The 18,975-nt window shown below is 58.1% G+C and carries 15 protein-coding genes; 5 read left to right on the top strand and 10 right to left on the bottom strand.

Going from position 1 to position 18,975, the window contains the following annotated elements:
* The first annotated feature begins 32 nt into the window (after positions 1 to 32).
* Complete coding sequence (locus tag QRN31_RS29865) at positions 33 to 686, top strand: HAD family hydrolase (protein WP_008145849.1); 654 nt, start codon at positions 33 to 35, stop codon at positions 684 to 686.
* Between the two features lie 111 nt (positions 687 to 797).
* Here the strand turns inward: QRN31_RS29865 and QRN31_RS29860 are convergent, their stop codons facing one another.
* A complete protein-coding gene (locus tag QRN31_RS29860) occupies positions 798 to 1,760 on the bottom strand; it encodes a zinc-binding dehydrogenase (RefSeq protein ID WP_285436428.1) in 963 nt (320 codons plus the stop codon).
* A 139-nt stretch (positions 1,761 to 1,899) separates the two neighbouring features.
* Between QRN31_RS29860 and QRN31_RS29855 the strand changes: the two genes are divergently transcribed.
* On the top strand, positions 1,900 to 3,981 hold the full coding sequence (locus QRN31_RS29855; protein ID WP_285436427.1) for a carboxy terminal-processing peptidase: 2,082 nt from the start codon (positions 1,900 to 1,902) through the stop codon (positions 3,979 to 3,981).
* Positions 3,982 to 4,118: 137 nt separating this feature from the next.
* Positions 4,119 to 5,909 (top strand): bifunctional diguanylate cyclase/phosphodiesterase, encoded by a 1,791-nt coding sequence (locus QRN31_RS29850; protein WP_285436426.1) that lies wholly within the window; start codon positions 4,119 to 4,121, stop codon positions 5,907 to 5,909.
* Positions 5,910 to 6,368: 459 nt separating this feature from the next.
* On the opposite strand, the gene QRN31_RS29845 is transcribed toward QRN31_RS29850, so the two are convergent.
* The 9 genes from QRN31_RS29845 to bamJ all read right to left on the bottom strand — a co-directional run bounded on the left by QRN31_RS29845 (position 6,369) and on the right by bamJ (position 15,631).
* A complete protein-coding gene (locus tag QRN31_RS29845) occupies positions 6,369 to 6,746 on the bottom strand; it encodes a UCP019853 family protein (protein WP_285436425.1) in 378 nt (125 codons plus the stop codon).
* 84 nt (positions 6,747 to 6,830) lie between these two features.
* On the bottom strand, positions 6,831 to 7,214 hold the full coding sequence (locus QRN31_RS29840) for a hypothetical protein (RefSeq protein ID WP_285436424.1): 384 nt from the start codon (positions 7,212 to 7,214) through the stop codon (positions 6,831 to 6,833).
* A 1-nt stretch (position 7,215) separates the two neighbouring features.
* Positions 7,216 to 11,868 carry an RHS repeat-associated core domain-containing protein gene (locus QRN31_RS29835; RefSeq protein ID WP_285436423.1) on the bottom strand — a complete coding sequence of 1,551 codons (4,653 nt, stop codon included), beginning with the start codon at positions 11,866 to 11,868 and terminating at the stop codon, positions 7,216 to 7,218.
* 300 nt (positions 11,869 to 12,168) lie between these two features.
* The gene (locus QRN31_RS29830; RefSeq protein WP_285436422.1) at positions 12,169 to 12,495 is read right to left on the bottom strand and encodes a hypothetical protein; all 327 of its coding nucleotides are present in this window, start codon (positions 12,493 to 12,495) and stop codon (positions 12,169 to 12,171) included.
* A 441-nt stretch (positions 12,496 to 12,936) separates the two neighbouring features.
* Positions 12,937 to 13,344: an SEL1-like repeat protein gene (locus tag QRN31_RS29825; protein ID WP_285436421.1), complete on the bottom strand. Its 408-nt coding sequence runs from the start codon at positions 13,342 to 13,344 to the stop codon at positions 12,937 to 12,939.
* Positions 13,345 to 13,716 carry a hypothetical protein gene (locus QRN31_RS29820; protein ID WP_003223109.1) on the bottom strand — a complete coding sequence of 124 codons (372 nt, stop codon included), beginning with the start codon at positions 13,714 to 13,716 and terminating at the stop codon, positions 13,345 to 13,347.
* The gene (locus tag QRN31_RS29815; RefSeq protein ID WP_222585337.1) at positions 13,713 to 14,054 is read right to left on the bottom strand and encodes a helix-turn-helix domain-containing protein; all 342 of its coding nucleotides are present in this window, start codon (positions 14,052 to 14,054) and stop codon (positions 13,713 to 13,715) included. Before QRN31_RS29815 ends, QRN31_RS29820 begins: the two co-directional genes overlap by 4 nt.
* Positions 14,055 to 14,168: 114 nt before the next feature.
* Positions 14,169 to 14,624, bottom strand: a complete 456-nt coding sequence (locus QRN31_RS29810; protein ID WP_285436419.1) for a YkvA family protein — start codon at positions 14,622 to 14,624, stop codon at positions 14,169 to 14,171.
* Between the two features lie 293 nt (positions 14,625 to 14,917).
* Positions 14,918 to 15,631, bottom strand: coding sequence for a BamJ family beta-barrel-assembly machinery protein (gene bamJ / locus QRN31_RS29805; RefSeq protein WP_222585335.1), 714 nt, complete (start codon positions 15,629 to 15,631; stop codon positions 14,918 to 14,920).
* A 268-nt stretch (positions 15,632 to 15,899) separates the two neighbouring features.
* Between bamJ and QRN31_RS29800 the strand changes: the two genes are divergently transcribed.
* Together QRN31_RS29800 and QRN31_RS29795 are read left to right on the top strand one after the other, a co-directional pair.
* Positions 15,900 to 17,708, top strand: coding sequence for a di-heme-cytochrome C peroxidase (locus tag QRN31_RS29800; protein ID WP_285436415.1), 1,809 nt, complete (start codon positions 15,900 to 15,902; stop codon positions 17,706 to 17,708).
* Positions 17,705 to 18,838, top strand: a complete 1,134-nt coding sequence (locus tag QRN31_RS29795) for a catalase family protein (protein ID WP_285436412.1) — start codon at positions 17,705 to 17,707, stop codon at positions 18,836 to 18,838. The genes QRN31_RS29800 and QRN31_RS29795 overlap by 4 nt, the downstream gene beginning before the upstream one ends.
* Positions 18,839 to 18,975 lie beyond the last annotated feature (137 nt).

Raw genomic sequence — 18,975 nt, 5'->3', positions numbered from 1 at the left:
CCTTTGCTGATGTTGAAGAGAGAACTGCACTGATGGCCCTGGCAATTTTTGATCTGGACGAAACCCTGATCCACGGCGACTGCGCCACCCTCTGGAGTGAGCAAATGGGCCGCCTGGGTTGGGTCGACCCGGAGTCGTTCATGCGGCAGAACAACGAACTGATGGACGCCTACAGCCACGGCAAGCTGCGGATGGAGGAGTACATGACCTTCAGCCTGGAGCCGATGATCGGGCGTACACCGGAAGAAGTGGACCATTTGGTCGGGCCTTGGGTGGAAGATTTCATCGAGCCGATCATCTTCAGCGACGCCACCAAGGCCATCGCCGCCCACCGCAAGGCTGGCGACCGGATTCTGGTGATTTCGGCGTCAGGCACGCACCTGGTCCGGCCGATTGCCGACCGGCTGGGCATCGACGAGATTCTCGGGATCGAACTGGAAGTCGCGCACGGCGTTTATAGCGGCAACACCGTCGGCACCCTGACCTACCGCGAAGGCAAGATCACCCGGTTGCTGGAGTGGCTGGATGCGGAAGAGGAAAACCTCGAAGGCGCGAGCTTCTATTCCGACTCGCGCAATGATTTGCCGCTGCTGCTAAAGGTGGATTTCCCCCACGTGGTCAACCCGGATCCGGTGTTGCTTGAGCACGCCGAGAAAGCCGGCTGGCCGATTCATCTCTGGAAATAACCCAAAAACCCTGTGGGAGCGAGCCTGCTCGCGATTCAAGCGACGCGGTTTAGCTGGAAAACCGCGTCATCGTTCATCGCTAGCAGGCTAGCTCCCACAGATTTTGTATAGTCAGGCCAGGCTTGCGTCGATTATCAGCACCAACTTCCCCGCCACTTTGTTGCTCGCCAACTCCGCAAACGCCGCCTCGGCATCCTTGATCGCAAACGTCCTCGCCAACTGCGGACTCAACCGCCCTTCGGCAAACAGCGGCCAGACGTGCTGACTGAGGTCACTGAACAAATCCGCCTTGAACTGATCGTCGCGACTGCGCAACGTCGAACCCAGCAGTTGCACGCGTTTGGCCAGCACCTGCGCCAGATCCAGCTTCGCCTCACGACCGCCCATCAGGCCGATCAGCACCCAACGGCCATCCAGGGCCAGCATTTTCAGATTAAGCGCCGCGTACTCACCGCCGACCGGGTCGAGGATCACATTGAACGGTCCCAGATCCCTCAAACTGTCCAGATCCGTTGTACGCACTGCCCCGCCCTGGGCACCCAGTGCTTCGCAATAGGCCAAACGTTCGGCGGAACCGACGCTGACCCAGCACGGGTTGCCAAATGCCTTGCACAGCTGAATGGCGGCTGAACCGATTCCACTTGCTCCGGCATGCAGGAGAACTTTCTCACCCGGTTTGAGCGCGGCCAGTTGAAACAAATTAAGCCAAACGGTCGCGTACACCTCCGGCAACGCAGCGGCCTCGGCCAAGGACATTCCGTCGGGAACCGGCAGCACATGCCGTCCGTCGACAACTACCTCTTCGGCCATCCCACCCCCGGCCAGCAAGGCGCAGACCCGATCACCGACCTGCCAGGACGAACCCGCGCCGACCTCGCTGATCACCCCCGAACACTCAAGACCCAGTGCCTGACTGGCTCCCGGCGGTGGCGGATAAAGACCGGCTTTCTGTAACAAATCGGCTCGATTGAGTCCCGCAGCCGCCACTCGAATCCGAACTTGTCCTACATCACACGCAGGACTGGGCTCTTCAACCCACACCACTTGATCTTCCACGCCTTGCAATGCTTTCACAGTGCCTCCATAGTGAGTCTGGACTGAGCCCGTAGCTGTAGCGCCGGGCTTTCTTGCATTATGCGACCGGCTCTCGTAGAACCGGCGACTTCAAAGACGGCCTAATATGCGTGATCAATTGTCCCCGCGTCGAATCAGCATGAAGCACTTTTTCCCAAGCACCGCCCTAGCCCTGTTCATTGGTATCGGTCTGTTGCCGATGTCGAGCAATTCGTTTGCCGCCAATAGCTGGGACAAGCTTCAGCCTGATCGTGACGAGGTAATCGCCAGTCTGAACGTCGTCGAGTTGCTCAAGCGTCACCACTACAGCAAGCCGCCGCTCGACGACGCGCGCTCCGCGATTATCTATGACAGCTACCTCAAGCTGCTGGATCCGTCGCGCAGCTACTTCATGGCCAGCGACATTGCCGAATTCGACAAGTGGAAAACCCAGTTCGACGACTTCCTCAAAAGCGGCGACCTGAACGCCGGGTTCACCATCTACAAGCGCTATCTGGACCGCGTCAAGGCGCGTCTGGACTTTGCCCTTGCCGAGCTGGACAAAGGCGTCGACAAGATGGACTTCACCACCAAGGAAACCTTGCTGATCGATCGCAAGGACGCCCCTTGGCTGAAGTCCACCGCAGAACTTGACGACCTGTGGCGCAAACGCGTCAAGGACGAAGTCTTGCGGCAGAAGATCGCGGGCAAGGACTCCAAGCAGATCCAGGACACCCTGACCAAGCGCTACAAGAACCAGTTGACGCGCCTGGACCAGACCCGCGCGGAAGACATCTTCCAGGCGTACATCAACACCTTCGCCATGTCCTACGACCCGCACACCAATTATCTGTCGCCGGATAACGCGGAAAACTTCGACATCAACATGAGCCTGTCCCTCGAGGGCATCGGTGCTGTGTTGCAGAGCGATAACGATCAAGTGAAGGTCGTGCGTCTGGTGCCTGCCGGCCCGGCGGACAAGACCAAACAAGTCGCACCGGCTGACAAGATCATCGGCGTTGCCCAAGGCAACAAAGAGATGGTCGATGTGGTCGGCTGGCGTCTGGACGAAGTGGTCAAGCTGATCCGTGGTCCGAAAGGCACCGTGGTGCGCCTGGAAGTCATTCCGGCCAGCAATGCGCCAAACGACCAGACCAGCAAGATCGTGCCGATCACCCGCGAAGCGGTGAAGCTTGAAGACCAGGCTGTGAAGAAATCGGTCCTCAACCTGAAACAGGATGGCAAGGACTACAAGCTCGGCATCATCGAGATTCCAGCCTTCTACCTCGACTTCAAGGCATTCCGTGCCGGCGATCCGGATTACAAGAGCACCACCCGCGACGTCAAGAAGCTGTTGACCGAGTTGCAGAAAGACAAAGTCGACGGCGTGGTCATCGACCTGCGCAACAACGGCGGCGGTTCCTTGCAGGAAGCCACTGAGCTGACCAGCCTGTTCATCGACAAAGGTCCGACCGTACTGGTGCGTAACGCCGATGGCCGGGTCGATGTGCTGGAAGATGAAAACCCGGGCGCCTTCTACAAAGGCCCGATGGCATTGCTGGTCAACCGTTTATCCGCCTCGGCTTCGGAGATTTTTGCCGGCGCCATGCAGGACTACCACCGTGCATTGATCATCGGCGGCCAGACCTTCGGTAAAGGCACCGTGCAGACCATTCAGCCGCTGAACCATGGCGAACTGAAACTGACCCTGGCCAAGTTCTACCGGGTTTCCGGTCAGAGCACCCAGCATCAGGGCGTCCTGCCGGACATCGATTACCCGTCGATCATCGACACCAAGGAAATCGGTGAAAGTGCCCTGCCGGAAGCCATGCCGTGGGACACCATCAAAGCCGCGATCAAGCCGGCGGTCGACCCGTTCAAACCGTACATCGCGCAGCTCAAGTCCGAGCATGACGTGCGCTCGGCCAAGGACGCGGAGTTCGTGTTCATCCGCGACAAGCTGGCCCTGGCCCAGAAGCTGATGGCAGAAAAAACCGTCAGCCTCAATGAAGCCGATCGCCGTGCCCAACACGCCGATATCGAAGCCAAGCAACTGGCGATGGAAAACATCCGTCGCAAGGCCAAGGGCGAAGAGCCGCTTAAAGAGCTGAAGAAAGAAGACGAAGACGCGATTGCGGCAGAGCCGGACAAGACCAAGCCAGAAGACGATGCCTACCTGAGTGAGACCGGGCGGATTCTGCTGGATTACTTGAAACTGAACACGGCGGTCGCCAAGCACTAAGAAGCTGATGGCAATTTAATGCTGACGCTCCCCGGAGCGTCATCAAACAGTCATCATTCTGTCGTGAAATAAAGGATTGGGAGCCCTCTTTATCCAAGAGAGCGCTCCCAGTCCTTTTTTTATCGCCAGAGAATGCCATGACCACTACCGAACAGCTGAGTGCGTTGAGTTCAATACTGGCTCAAAGCGGTTTGCACAGCCTGTTCCAGCCGATCATTTCCCTCTCTGAGCGACGCATTGTCGGCTATGAAGCCCTCACTCGTGGCCCGTCAAACAGTCCGCTGCACTCCCCCATCGCATTGTTCGCCGTAGCGCGCCAGGCCGGTCGTTTGAGCGAGCTGGAAATCGCCTGCCGGGAAAGTGCCTGTCGGCGGTTCAACGACCAACAACTGCCGGGCAAACTGTTCCTCAACGTGTCGCCCGAATCGCTGCTCGAAGTCGCTCACCAGCCCGGTCGCACCCTGCAATTGCTGCAGGATTTCGGCATTCCGCCCGATCAGGTGGTGATCGAACTCACCGAACAAACCCCGACCGATGATTTTCAGTTGCTGCAAAATGCCCTGCATCACTATCGGGCGATGGGGTTTTCGATTGCGCTGGATGACTTGGGCGCGGGTTACTCGAGTTTGCGCCTGTGGTCCGAGCTGCGCCCGGACTACGTGAAAATCGACCGGCACTTCATAGACGGCATCCACCAGGACGCGCTCAAGCGCGAATTTGTCGGTTCGATCCTGCAAATCGCCAAGGCCTCGCGGGCCAAAGTGATCGCCGAAGGCATCGAACTGCCCGAAGAACTTGCGGTGTTGACCGAGATGGGCGTGGACCTGGTCCAGGGCTATTTGCTGTGTCGCCCGCAGGAACAGCCACCTCGCGATGCCCGCGCCTTGATGCCCAAGCACGACAGCACTGCCGTGGCGCTGAACGACGAAGGCAGCGACCTCAGCGCCTTGCTCAACGAGCAACCGGCCGTGACCCGCGATACACCGACGGCCACGGTGCTGGAAGCCTTCCGCCGCCAGGCCAACCTGAACTCGCTGGCGGTGCTCGACGGGCAAGGCCACCCCTGTGGCATCGTCCACCGGCATTCGCTCTCGGACGCGCTGCTCAAGCCCTTTGCCACCGACCTCTTCGCCCGCAAGCCGATCAGCCGTTTGATGAACGATGATTTTCTTGCCGTGGAAATGAGCCAGTCGCTGCAACAGGTCAGCCGCCTGATCACCAGTCGCGCTCGACAACGTATCGAAGAGGATTTCATCATCACCCTCGACGGCGGTTATTTGGGATTGGGCCGGGTGATCGATGTGCTCAAGCTGATTACCGAACTGAAAATCCAGCAAGCCCGCTACGCCAACCCGCTGACCTTGCTGCCGGGTAACGTGCCCATCCAGCAGTGCCTGACCCGGCTGCTGCAACAACAGCGCGAATCGGTGATCTGCTACGTCGACATCGACAGTTTCAAACCCTTCAACGACATCTACGGCTACGGTCGTGGCGATGAAGTCCTGCTGTGCCTGGCGCAATGCCTGAACGACCGCGTCGACCCGTCCCGCGACTTCGTCGGCCATATCGGTGGCGATGACTTCCTGCTGGTGCTTGGCCCGCAAGACTGGCGTAAACGCCTGAACCAATTGCTCGAAGACTTCCAGAGCCAGTGCCGGCGCTTCTACCGCAGCGAACACCTGGAAGCCGGCTGCTTTATCGCGCCGAACCGTCAGGGCGTGCGTCAGGAGTTTCCACTGTTGTCACTGTCGATCGGCGTGGTGCATTTGCATCCACAGGCCTGTGGACAACTCGATGCGAGCCAGTTGGCAGAGATGGCTTCACAGGCCAAGCACCACGCGAAGAATGTGCCGGGGTATAGCGTGCATGTGATTGATAGTCTGGCGGTGCCGGTGCAGCACGAGGAATTGTTCATGGGGCAGCGGTGATTGGGCTGACGCTATCGCGAGCAGGCTCGCTCCCACAGGGTATTTGTGTCGTTTCCAATTGTTTGTGAACGACACAGAAAACTGTGGGAGCGAGCCTGCTCGCGAAGAGGCCAGACCAGACAACCAAAATCTCAGGATCTAATCAGCCAAAAGCCTTCCTACAGGCTTGGGTGGCAGCTATACGCGGGGTAGGAATACCGAGCATCGGAGACTCGACCACGCCGAAGCGTGCCCGCGCATAGCCGCCGCAACAGATGTTACGGACGCACATGGACGGCCGCAAATCAGGTTTCGACGCTTACGCAATACCGATGCTGATAGGGTTCCTACACCCCACCACTGAGTTCTCAGTGACCATCAAAGGCTATCGGGTGAGCTTACTTCGCACCAGTTCATGAAAGCCGCTACAACTCGAAGGAAATCTCCGACGACCCTGCCCTGTAATTTAGCTGCCTCCCATCAGAAAGACACATCTATTCGATCTACATTAATTTTTACGTACCGTTCGTTCAGATGAGGATAGTCGTAGTGAATATCTTGATCTGGAAAATCAACAAAAGATCGAATCATACTTCCATCCAGATACCCATAAATAGCGCAGGAGAATCCGCTGCCTATCATTTCAATCAATGTAGTAAGTGGTTCCTCTGTCGCAGCAACAACATCGGTATCAGAGAGGACCAATTCGAACTCCACCTCATAGGTTTCCCCCACCACAATTTTTGAAGGACAGTAGCTTGCGAAGCATTTAATTTCCAAGCCATTAACAAGCAACAGGACCTCTTCCTCAACAATTTGACCTACTGCCAAAACAACTACCTTGTATCTTTCAGCCATTCGCGACCATCACTACTTTGCAACCGTCAAGGGACGGATTTTTTTCGATCAAACAGCCCCAAAGAAAAACACCAGTTTAAGTATTCAGACACCCGTCGGATATAAACTTAAACTCTTAACCTTTAAATCGACAAACAGTGGACCCACTTCTGCACATCCAGCCAACTCAACGAGTATTTTTGAGCCTCTCAGGTCAACGACTCCACAACCATCCGTTTCATTTGAGATCAATGTTCCCGTCATAGTCACAATGTCATCCCTCACTTTAATCGAATCGACATTATTGAGCGCAGGACAAGCATTCACCCCCCAAAAAAACTCATCACCTATTTCCAATTCGACATCATAATGATCGCCTACTTTCGGCGGAGCACCATGCCAAACTGCAACCGCAGAACCGACGTCAGTTGAAAAATCCACAAAAATTTCTTTCGCAACGAGAGTCACGAGCTCTATGGTTACGTTCATTTTATTTCTTCAGCAATGGGACGCGGATAACAGTATTTTCAACATTCATAACATTCTCCTTTAGCTGAAGTATCCACTTTTCTTCGTGGTAGTGATGCTTACTAGGTTTGCCACCCATTTCATGCGCCCCGTAGCGAATACTTCTCTTGCCGTCCGCGGAAACCAACCTGTCAGGATCAGGGCGATTCGTCCTCGGATGATTGTTTGAATAAGGCCCTTCACCTAAAAATTCTTCCCAGTTATTGGTCGCATCCTGCGGTTTAACTGGCTTACTCGCATAGTTTTCTTCGTGATACCCCATCTTAGGCGTATCACCAAACACCTCTGGTGCTTCAGGTACCCCGTCTGTTACCGCCACCTTACCCGAAGGATCCTGTTCCCCGAATGTCGGTTTCTTACATCCATCCCCACCGGGGCAGGTATTTAACCCCAACGGATCAACCCACCCCGTCGGATTCGGCGTGTACTGGTACTGATTCAGCCCACCTGCCAACTTGATCGGGTCCGGCGTCAGGTAGCGACCAACCTCTGGATCATAGTACCGATGCCGGTTGTAGTGCAGGCCGCTCTCGGCGTCGAAGTATTGGCCCTGAAACCGTAGCGGCTGCTCAAGCTGCTCGCCCCCGCCGAACGCCAAGTGCGTGACTTTGCCGTAGGCGTTGTACCTCGCCGACCAGACGATCTCGCCACCAAAATCGGTCAGTTCCTGCGGCGTCCCCAGGTGGTCGAGTTGGTAGTAGAACGGGCAGGCCTTGCGCGGGCCTTTGCCGTCGAGCATGGCCAGTGGGCGGAAGCCGCCGGGTTCGTAGACGTAGCTGCGGTAGTGTTCGCGGCTGCTTTCGGCGACGAGGTGGTCGCCTTGCCAGAAGAACTCGGTGGTTTTGCCATCGACGGTTTTGGCGATGCGGCGGCCGAAGGCGTCGTAGCGGTAGCTGGAGTTGTGACCGTCCGGGGTGGTGACGCCGACCAGGCGGTGTTGGCAGTCGTAGCGGTATTCGGTGACGAGTTTTTGTCCGGTGCCGCGGCGTTCGCGGATCAGGTTGCCGAAGGCGTCGTAGTCGTAGTGGCGGTCGCCTTGCATGAGCAGGCGATTTCCCACGACTTTCGCGGCGCCAGGTCGGTCCTGCATCAGCAGGTTGCCGGCCGGGTCGTGGGCGAAGCTTTCGGGCGGCTGGTCGCGCAAGTGGCGGACGCGGATCAGGCGGTTGAGCGGGTCGTATTGGTAGTTGCGCTGGCCGTGACGGGTGTCGGCGATGCTGTCGAGATTGCCGTTGGCGCTGTAGGCATAGTCGCGGCGATACAGCGCTTGGTGCTGTTGGCTGACAGCGTGAGCCTTCAGGCGGCCCTGATCGTCGTAGGCATAGTCGCTGAGCAGTTGACCTTGCTGGCGTTGTCGTTCGCGACCGAAGACGAACTGGTGGGTCGTGAGCCGCGCGCCGTTGAGGTCGATGGCGGTGAGTGCGCCGCCCTTGGCGTGGTGATAATCGAGTTTGCTGCCGTCGGGCAGACGCAGATGGTTGAGCTGGCCACAGGCGTCGTAGGCATAACGCAACGTGCCCCAGCCCTGATGCTCGGTGATCAGGCGATCCTGTTGGTCGTACGCGAATTCCAGCGGATGGTCGTGGCCATCGTCGACGCTGACCAATCGGCCGAGGCTGTCGTAGCGGTATTGGACCTTGATGCCGTCGGGCAGGGTTTTGACTAATAGCCGCCCTTCCGCATCACGCTCGTAAGCGGTGATCAGCTGCGAGCCGTCATCACCGAGTTCGGTTTTCTCCAGCAGATGGCCGTTGAGGTCGTAGGCATACGCCGTGCGCTGCCCATCGAAGCCGGTTTCCTGTCGGATCAAGCCACCGGGCGTGTAGTCCAGCCGATATTGTTCGCCGGATTCGTTCTCGATTTCCGTGAGCAACAGTTGTGCGTTGTCGTAGCGATAACGCAGTTGCGTACCGTCAGGGTTAATCCGGCGGCTGACCAGGTGCAGATCGTCGAGGTATTCGTAGCGCGTGACGCGGCCCAGTTCGTCGCGTTCGGCGGTGATCTTGCCGTAGGCGTTGTAGCTGTAGGCACGACTCGCGCCGGTAGGAAGAGTCGTCTGGATCAGTCGGCCAACAGCATCCCATTGCGACTGGGTGACCGCGCCATGTTCGTCCTGACGGGTAAGCTGCCGACCCAGCACATCGTAGGAAAACCGCCGTACGCCACCGTCCGGCAAGGTCTCTTCGAGCAGTTGCCCTAAGGCGTTCCAGACGAACACATGCCGGCTGGTATCCGGGTAGCGGATCGACAGCAACTGACCCTTGTCGTCGTAGTGATAGTGGGTGACCTGCCCGTCAGGATCGATGGCTTCGGTAACGTCACCTGGGGCATTGCGCCGCCAGGTCCACACCGCTTCACCGCGATAACGCGCATGCAGGAAGCCGTTGCGATACTCGTAGGACGTTGGTTCGTCTTCCGGTGGAATCAGCGCCACCAGCCGTCCGACTTCGTCGTAGCGATATTCAGTCACCGCGCCGAGCGGATCCTGCTCGGCAATCAACCGGCCTTCATCGTCGTAGGCCTTGAGCTGTTCACCACCGTCCAGGTCAACCTTGCGCACCAACCGCGCTCGCTCGTCGTGGACATAAACCTCTTCGCTGCCATCGATGTTGTGGACGGTGACGCTGCCCTCGTCATCCCAGACATACCGCGCGTCCATCTGTGAAAACGAAGCCCAGTGGCGGACACATCGGGCCGCCTTGCCGGAGCGTTCCCACTCCCAGAAGAAACTCGCCCCACCGGCCAGTTGCCGCTGCAGAATCACGTGGTGGTCGTCGTAGTCGTAGCGTTCGCTTTCGCCGGCGGCGTTGGTGGCTTCGATGAGTTGATCGCGCTCGTCGTAGCGATAACTGACCAGCGTCTGCTCGGTCTTCCAAGGTTCGTCGAGCGTCTGGGCCGGGACAAAAACCTGGTAGTCGACGGCAATCAGATGGCTGCGCTCATAGCGCAACAGCAAGGCGCGGCCGGCGCCGTTGTCGAGGCGTTTGATACGACCCTGCCTGCCGCGGGTGATGCGCAGACGGTTGTCGTATCCGTCGCTGATCGCTGTCAGAAAACCATACTGAAAGTGATAGAAACGCGCTTCGTCACCGGCCTGGGCAAGGATCAGTTCTTCAGGCTGGTCACCCAGGAAAATCGCGGCGCGCGAGAGGCTGTTGTGAATTTCCGGGCGTGCAGTGTTCGGCAACGGGAACGTGGTGCGGCGGTTTTCGTGATCGATCCAGATGACCGTGTCGCCGTCGATGTCCAGTCGATGGGATAACGAATGGCTCCAGCCGAAACCGAGGCCGCAGTCGATCTCGGCGGCGCTGGTGCGATAGAGCCGGGTGAAGTCGAACGGCAGGAGGCCGTCGAGCGCACCGTCGCTGAGGGTCAGCAACTCTTCGCCGGTGACCATCGACACCGGGCATTTGTTGGTGGCGGTTTTGTCGGCGGAATCGGCGGGGTCGCCGTTGGGGTTTTTCGCTTGAACCGGGACGTTGTCGTGATGCTCGGTTTGCTTGAGTGTGGTGTTGCGCTTGGCATCCCAGCGCAGTTGCATGCGACCTTTTTTGAGACCCGCGGCTACACCGCGCGCGGCGACCGATTTGTACTGGTCGACGTACTTCATGAAGGTGTTGAGGATATTGAAAGTGGCCTCAACGAAACGCATCGCGAGATTGGCCAGCACCATCCCGTATTTGAGTCCGCGAGTTGTTAAATAGGCTTTGGCGGCGGGTATACCGACACCAGTAAAAGCCAGCGCCCCTGCGATCAAAATATCGATCAGCAACGAGACAATGAATTGGCTGGCGGTCTCTGCCGAAGTGACGGCGATCTCGCTGGGCGGGAGCATTTCCAGCCAGAGACTGGCTGTGCGCAGCAGTAAACACAGCGCAGCCTCATCGCTGGCCAGCAGTTGGACTTTTTCCATCACCTGCGGCGCAGTCTTCGCGAGCTTTGCCAGCTCGTCGGCACCGCTACCCAGCCGTTCGGCGAACTTGCGGGGATCTTGAAGAATGTCCGAGAGCAGGCTGAGGCTGTCCCATACGCCAATAACCGCCGCCCAACTTCCCGCCAGCAGTCCGTTACCAGCGGCGGTAAACGTCGACTGTGACCATTGCGGTTTAAACCCCTTCCATTCTTTACGCAGCCACCCTTCCAGTTCTTGGGTCAGGCCATCGTAGGAAGCGAAAAGATCTTCAACTTGCTGCGGCGTGACTTCGCTGTGAACGTGAATGCGGTAGAACTTGCCCTCGTCCCCTTTAAAGGTGCCTTTACCCTTTTCATTGAGCGTGACCGGCGTCGTTTTTCCGCCATCAATCGCAATCACATCGACCTGAATATTCCCGACGGGAACGTCATAAACCGATTCGAACTTGCTCTCGATTTCCAGCTCACCACCCTTCGGGCATTGCACGACGGTGGAGATAAAATCGTCATCGCCGCTGCTCACGATGGTGCTGGTATTACCGAACCGAACGATCCGTTCCACCCCCATCAGCGAAGGCAAATCAGCCGTGTGACTGGCCGTGTCCGCCGCCTGGCTAAGCCAATGCTTTAGCTGCTCACGGTAGAGGGAAAGGGTGTTCGGGAAACTGTCGAGCTCCCGCTCGATACGGACGATGTGCTCCATCAACGCACCGAACGGAATGAAGTGGAGAAGAGAATCGGGGCGAACATAAGCAATCCCTCGCGCAGAAAAATGGAGCGCGCAAGACTTTGCATGGGATTAATCGGGAAAGAAGTCAGGGAAGTTGGCTATAGGCGTAGGACAAGTCTTTATTAACAATAAACGGACAACGAATAGACCAAAACGCAAACATGGCGCGAGGTTTCCCTCACGCCACGTTTATGTATAAAACAACCAGCTCGGCTGACGCTCTGCATTTCAATCCCGCGAAGAAGCCAGACAGGACAACTAAAAGCGCTGAAACTAATCAGCCACCGACTGCGCCCCCAACCGCCGCCCAACCACATCCAGCACATCACAGCCATCGCGCAAGGGAATGGCGCAGAGCAGCGCAAAGTCGCTGAGAATCATGGAGTCGCACTCAACCGAACCGCGCATGGAGAGGTTCTCCAGCACTTGGGTGACGGCTCGGATTCGGTAGCGGGCAGCGTCGGTCAATATATCGAGCGGCGCGTGGGTGTCGACGAACAGGGTGGGCATGTCGCTGCAGTTGCTGGTTAGCGCCATGAAGCGGCTTTTTGGGTGAGCAATAGGTTTTTCATAGGGTGGATCAGGATGAAGTGTTGGCATTTGCGACCTTCCGATGACAATGGGAGCTGCCAAAAGCCTTCCTACAGGCTGGGGTGGCAGCTATACGCGGGGTAGGAATACCGAGCATCGGAGACTCGACCACGCCGAAGCGTGCCCGCGCACGGCCGCCGCAACAGATGTTACGGACGCACATGGACGGCCGCAAATCAGGTTTCGACGCTTACGCAATACCGATGCTGAAAGGGTTCCTACACCCCACCACTGAGTTCTCAGTGACCATCAAAGGCTATCGGGTGAGCTTACTTCGCACCAGTTCATCAAAGCCGCTACAACTCGAAGGAAATCTCCGACGAGCTTACACAGAAATAAACACGCAGGACTTTGCGGGGGATGAATTCTAAAAGAAGTCAGGAAAGGACGATCTTGGCGTAGGGCAATTCTCTAATACGTTACGAACGGTCAGAAACGCAAACGATCGGGTTACTTCGCCGCATCCCGAGCCGCCAGCTCTTTCAATTTAAGCTCAGCCAACGGATGCCCGGCCTTCGCTGCCAGGGCCCAAAATCTCGCCGCTTCCACCGGGTCCGGCGCCTTGCTCGGCGTTCCCGCCAAACTGATCACGCCCACTTGATACGCCGCTTTGCCATCCCCCGCCAAAGCCGCCAGGCGCAGCAATCGCACGCCTTCCTCACGAGCGCCAAGGCCGACGCCGCGAAAGGTCAGGATGTGGCCATAGAAGCTTTGCGCGCCGACGTCTCCCAGGTTGGCCATGCGCGCGAACTGGCCTTCGAGCCAGCTCCAGCCCCGTGGCTGTCGCACGAACCAGGACCAGTGAAACAGCCGGCGGGCCAGCCAGTAAGAGGCCCGTGCCTTGAGCTTTAAAAACACTCAGGCCTCCGCTGATTCGGGGTATTCGTATTCGAAGACTCGCACCACTTCCGAGGCGTGCCACGAGGCGGCAGCAACGCCGTCGGACGGCCCGGAGAATCGCCCCAGACGCTCGACGCACTCAAAAAAACCGGTACGTGGCAGGCGACTGGCGCCCTGGCTGATCACCAGCGAGCTGCGCAGCGGCTGCTCGGCCTTGGCGTCCAGCGCTGCCAGATGCTCGAGCGCTGCGGTCAGGGTTTGCATGGCCGGCGTGGGCAATTGCAAACGTTCCAGCAAGGCCCGGTAAGTCAAAAGATGTCGCTGACGGCGCGCCTGATCCAGCTCACCCAGCAACCCGTCCCAATGTTGACGACTGATGCGTACGCTCACGATTCGTCCCTCCACCCTGGCACCGTCAATTCCCAGGCCAGGCTGCGGCGAATCGCTGCGTCGGGTTGACGCTCGCCACTTTCGATCAAGGCCAGATAAGACGGGCTGATGCCTACCGTGCGGGCCAGCGCCTCGATGGCGATGCCCTTCCCTTCGCGCAAACTGCGTAGTTGATCCAGACCAGGCAAAATCTGGTCTGGCGGTGCCGCCTGACGTGCCGGTGCGTCGGGCACCGGCTGCTCGTTAATGCCTGCTGCTTTCAGTAGAGCCTGATACTGAGCCCACGGCAAAACCGCATATTCGGGCTCGCCTTCGCGTGTGATTATCTGGATATCCATGACTTCCCCGTAGGACAACGACACTTAGCGAGTCGGCACTTTTCCCTAGAAGTGTAATCCTAACAGCGGCCAAGGTCGCGCGGGGGCATGAAATAGGGACGATGTCCCATCAAATCATGCTTTTTTCGGTCCTTGTAGCCGAAGTTGTTCGGGAGTGTCAGGGAGACGTTCGACCACCGCAAGCTTCTCCGGCTGCTGACGATTGCGCCAGGCGCGAAAGCCATTGAGTTCATCGTCGAGAACTTTCATCAGCCAGGCCAGCACGGCGATGTCATCGAGCATGCCAAATACCGGGATGAAATCCGGGATCGCATCCACCGGGCTGAGGAAGTACATCAGGCCGGCTACTACCGAGATCATCGCCTTCGGGCTGATGGCGCGGTACTCGCCGCGCCAGTACGCCAGGCAGAGCGCCTGCAACAAGCGCAGATCATCTTTGAGCTTGCCCAGTCGGTTGCCCTGACTTGCACCTTTGCTGGCGACAGCGAACAACAGGGTCGGCAAACGGCCCCGGGCAAGCATGCGTCCGGCGAGGGGCAGGAAACGCTCGAAATTCCAGGGTGCTTTCATCATTCCTCCGACTGAAATGTTATCCACACAAATTGTGGATAACCTTGTGAACAGAGCTATTTTTCACGGCTGAAAGCCCCGTTTCATAAGGCCTCAACTCAGATCGGGCGTTTTTTACTCACATAAAAAAACCCAAGATTTCATTGACTTGGCGCTCCAGCGCGGCTAGCGATGGCGTCTCAATGGCTATGACTGCACTGTGTGGCATCCGTTCGCTTTGTTTACCCTTGCTGAACGCCAGATGCAACAACGCCCCGCATATAGCGAGGCGTTGTTTTTGGAGCGGACGCGTATTACTTGGCAGCGTCTTCTTTTGCTGGATCTTTGATCCCCAGCAGTTCCAGGTCGAATACCAGCACCGAGTTGGCTGGAATCGCCGGGCTCGGGCTTTGGGCACCGTAAGCCAGTTCGCTAGGGATGTACAGCTTGTACTTCTCGCCAACGTGCATCAGTTGCAGGCCTTCAACCCAACCCGGAATCACACCGCTGACCGGCAGATCGATCGGGCTACCACGCTCGACGGAGCTGTCGAATACGGTGCCGTTGGTCAGCTTGCCGGTGTAGTGAACGGTCACTACGTCAGTCGGCTTAGGCTGTGCGCCGTCGGCTTTCTTGACCACTTCGTATTGCAGGCCCGAAGCTGTGGTGGTGACACCGGCTTTCTTGGCGTTGTCTTCGAGGAATTTCTTGCCGGCAGCAGCCGACTCTTCGCTCATTTTGGCCATGCGCTCTTCAGCACGCTTTTGCAGCGCTGCGAAGGCTTCGACCAGTTCGTCATCCTTCAGCTTCTGTTCTTTCTTGCCGACGGCATCTTCGATGCCTTGGGCTACGGCCTTGGAGTCGAGGTCATCCATGCCTTCCTGAGCCAGGCTCTTGCCCATGTTCAGGCCAATCCCGTAGGAAGCTTTTTGCGCCGGGGTTTTCAGCTCTACGCTGGTCTGCGAATCACAACCCGCAAGTACCAGGCTAACCAGGGCCACCGCCGCCGCCAACCGATGCTGTTTCATGCTATTTCCTTGTTCATGCGCCTAAAGGGCAATCGAGTAAAGCCGCGAGCTTATCAGGCGGCCACGACCAATGGCTACCGGCATGAGAGCAGGAAACATCCGATAAGTTCAGGTGTTTTAACGCATTTCCCCCATGCAACGATGAAGCTTCTGTCATCTAACGCCCATCGGATGATGCTGTATCCCCCTACATCTGGCGTAATGGCCACTTGCCGCCACCTTGGGCGCTGAGGCATAAGAGAGCCATAAATCGACAAGGATGTTTATCTTGCGCCTCTTATTGCGTTTACTCGCCCTGCTTGCAGTGCTGCTGGTGCTGGGCCTGGCCGTGGTGCTGTATTTCGTCGCCAATCCGAAATTGCCGACAGAATCACCGGGCCGGCAGGTGCATTACCTGGACCAGTGGAGCGACGCTGACCGCCAGGTTTTCTACTTCACACCTCAGGGCACCGAGGTCAAAGGGTTGCGCTATGACTGGTTCCGAGCCCTTGAACTGCCCTTCTCGACACAACGATTCGCCGCCCCCGAATACCTCGCACGCTTTGGTTTTCTGATCGACCCTGAGCAGAAAGCCACGCCAGATAACCCCGGCAACTTGCCGGTGGGGTTTGCCCGGCATAAAAAACCTGGCAGTCAGGAAGAGTATCTGGACATCACCTGCGCCGCCTGCCACACCGGGGAATTGCGCTTCAACGGCCAGGCCGTGCGCATCGATGGCGGCTCGGCGCAGCATGTCTTGCCTTCCAGCGTTCCGACATTGCGTGGTGGCAGTTTCGGGCAAGCGTTGGTGGCAAGTTTGGCCTCGACGTATTACACCCCCTGGAAATTCGAACGTTTCGCACGCAACGTGCTTGGCGACGACTACGACACCCGACGCCAACAACTGCGCAAGGATTTCAAAGCCTCGCTCGACACCTTCGTGAAGGTGGCCTGGAACGACACCCATCGCGGACTTTATCCAACAGAGGAAGGCCCCGGCCGCACCGACGCCTTCGGTCGTATCGCCAACGCCAGCTTCGGTGACGCGATTTCGCCCCGCAATTACCGTGTGGCCAATGCCCCGGTGGACTACCCGCAACTGTGGGACATGTGGACTTTTGACTGGGTGCAATGGAACGGTTCGGCGCAGCAACCGATGGCCCGCAACATCGGCGAGGCACTGGGGGTCGGCGCCACGCTGAACCTCTTCGACGCCAATGGCCAACCGCTCAAAGGAGACGATCGCTACCCCTCCAGTGTGCGGTTGCACGACTTGCACCTGATCGAACAAACCCTGCAACGGCTCAAGCCTCCGGCCTGGCCGGAAGCGCTGTTGGGAGCAGTCGATAAACCTCTGGCGGCTCAAGGGCGCGAATTGTTCAGCGAAAACTGCGCCGGCTGCCACGTACCGCGATCGGTGCAAAGTGACGGACGCTGGGTGCAGCATCTCAAAATGCTGCCGGTGGACTATATCGGCACAGATCCGGGCGCGGCCAACAACATTGCCGACCATCGCTTCGACCTCAGCGCGTTGCAATGGGACCCGGCGGAACTGGCGAAACTGGATGTCCAGTTGCAGCCAACGCCCACCGAACCGTTGGACTTGAGCAAACTCTCGTCAGCCAGAGGATTGGCCTACATCACCGCTTTCGTCAGCAACCGGGCCTACCTCGACGCGAACATTCCCCTCGCCCAGCAACCCGCGATGAATGGCTTCGGCCTGCCCATCGGCGTACGTGAAATGCGCGCCTACAAGGCACGGCCCTTGGCCGGTATCTGGGCAACGGCGCCGTTTCTGCACAACGGTTCGGTGCCAAGCCTTTATCAGCTGCTCTCGCCCCAGGATGAGCGCGCGACAACCTTCTATAAAGACACGTTCGAGTACGACCCCAGGCACCTGGGGTATCGCACCGAGGCTTTCAGCAATGGTTTCGTGTTCGACACGCGCATCACCGGCAATCACAACAGCGGCCACGAATTCCGTGCCGGCAAGCGTGGCAATGGCGTGATTGGTCGTCTGCTGGACCCGCAGGAGCGCTGGGCGCTGCTGGAATACCTGAAAGTGTTGGGCGGCCCGTTGGAGGCACAATTGCCATGAGCAGACTCTGGATGCGCCTTGGCGTCTTTTTCGGCAAATCCCTGTTGTGCTTGCTAGGCCTTGGATTGCTCGGCTGGGCGCTGGCCACGGCATGGTTCGCCTGGCAGCACAGAGGACCGGTCTCGGCTGAAGAATTGATTCCGGACGGCGAAGCGGCGATGACTCAGGACATCATTCAGACCGCCGTGCGCATTGTCGATCAGCACCGTGAAAACACTCGCTACCTGCGCGATGCGCATGCCAAGGCCCATGGCTGCGTGAAGGCCGACGTTCAGGTGCTGCCGGATCTGGCGAGTGAACTGCGTCAGGGTGTGTTCAGCCAACCCGGGAAAACCTGGCAAGCGACGGTGCGGCTGTCCAACGGCAATGCCTACCCGCAATTCGACAGCATCCGCGATGCCCGCGGCATGGCGATCAAGTTGATGGATGTGCCGGGCAAACAATTGCTGGACGATCAGCAAAGTCGGCATGAGCAGGACTTCGTGATGTTCAGCCATCCGAATTTCTTCGTCAGCGATGTCGCCGAATACCGGCAGAATGTGGCCGCCCAGGCAGACGGCAAGACGTTGATGGCGTTCTTCCCTGGCTGGGATCCGCGCACCTGGCAGGTCCGACATTTATTTGTGGCCTTGGCGACACTCTCCCCCGCCCCGCAAAGTCCGACGCAGACCACTTACTTTTCGGTTTCGCCCTACAAGTTCGGTGAAGCCAATGCCAAGTTCCGCGTGGCGCCGGATCCTGACAGCTGCCCGACCTACGCCCTGCCCGCTCAAAACCAGAAGCTGCCGAACTTCCTGCGCGCTGCGCTGAATCAGCAATTGTCGACGGATCGGGTGCCGGCTTGCTTCGTCTTGCAGATCCAGCGACAGGATCCGCGCCAGTACATGCCGATCGAAGACACCAGTATTGAGTGGCAGGAAAACGATGCGCCGTTCCAGACTGTGGCGCGGATCAAGCTGCTTGCCCAGGACTTCGACACACCGGCTCTTAACCTGCAATGCGACAACCAGTCGTTCAATCCGTGGTTCGGGCTGGAGGCGCATCGACCGATTGGTGGCATCAACCGCCTGCGCAAAGCGGTGTATGAAGCCGTGAGTGATTACCGCCACAGCCGTAACGCCGAACAATAAAACCCAAATCCCAGACAGCAAAAAGCCCGCATAAAGCGGGCTTTTTCCGTGGTTACCTGGCGTTCAGCGTTCCAGATTACCGAATATGGCGCAGCGGACGGGACTCGAACCCGCGACCCCCGGCGTGACAGGCCGGT

It is taken from the genome of Pseudomonas sp. fls2-241-R2A-110 (genome assembly GCF_030209165.1).
Lineage (GTDB): Bacteria > Pseudomonadota > Gammaproteobacteria > Pseudomonadales > Pseudomonadaceae > Aquipseudomonas.
This window is presented reverse-complemented; position numbering and strand designations above follow the sequence as displayed.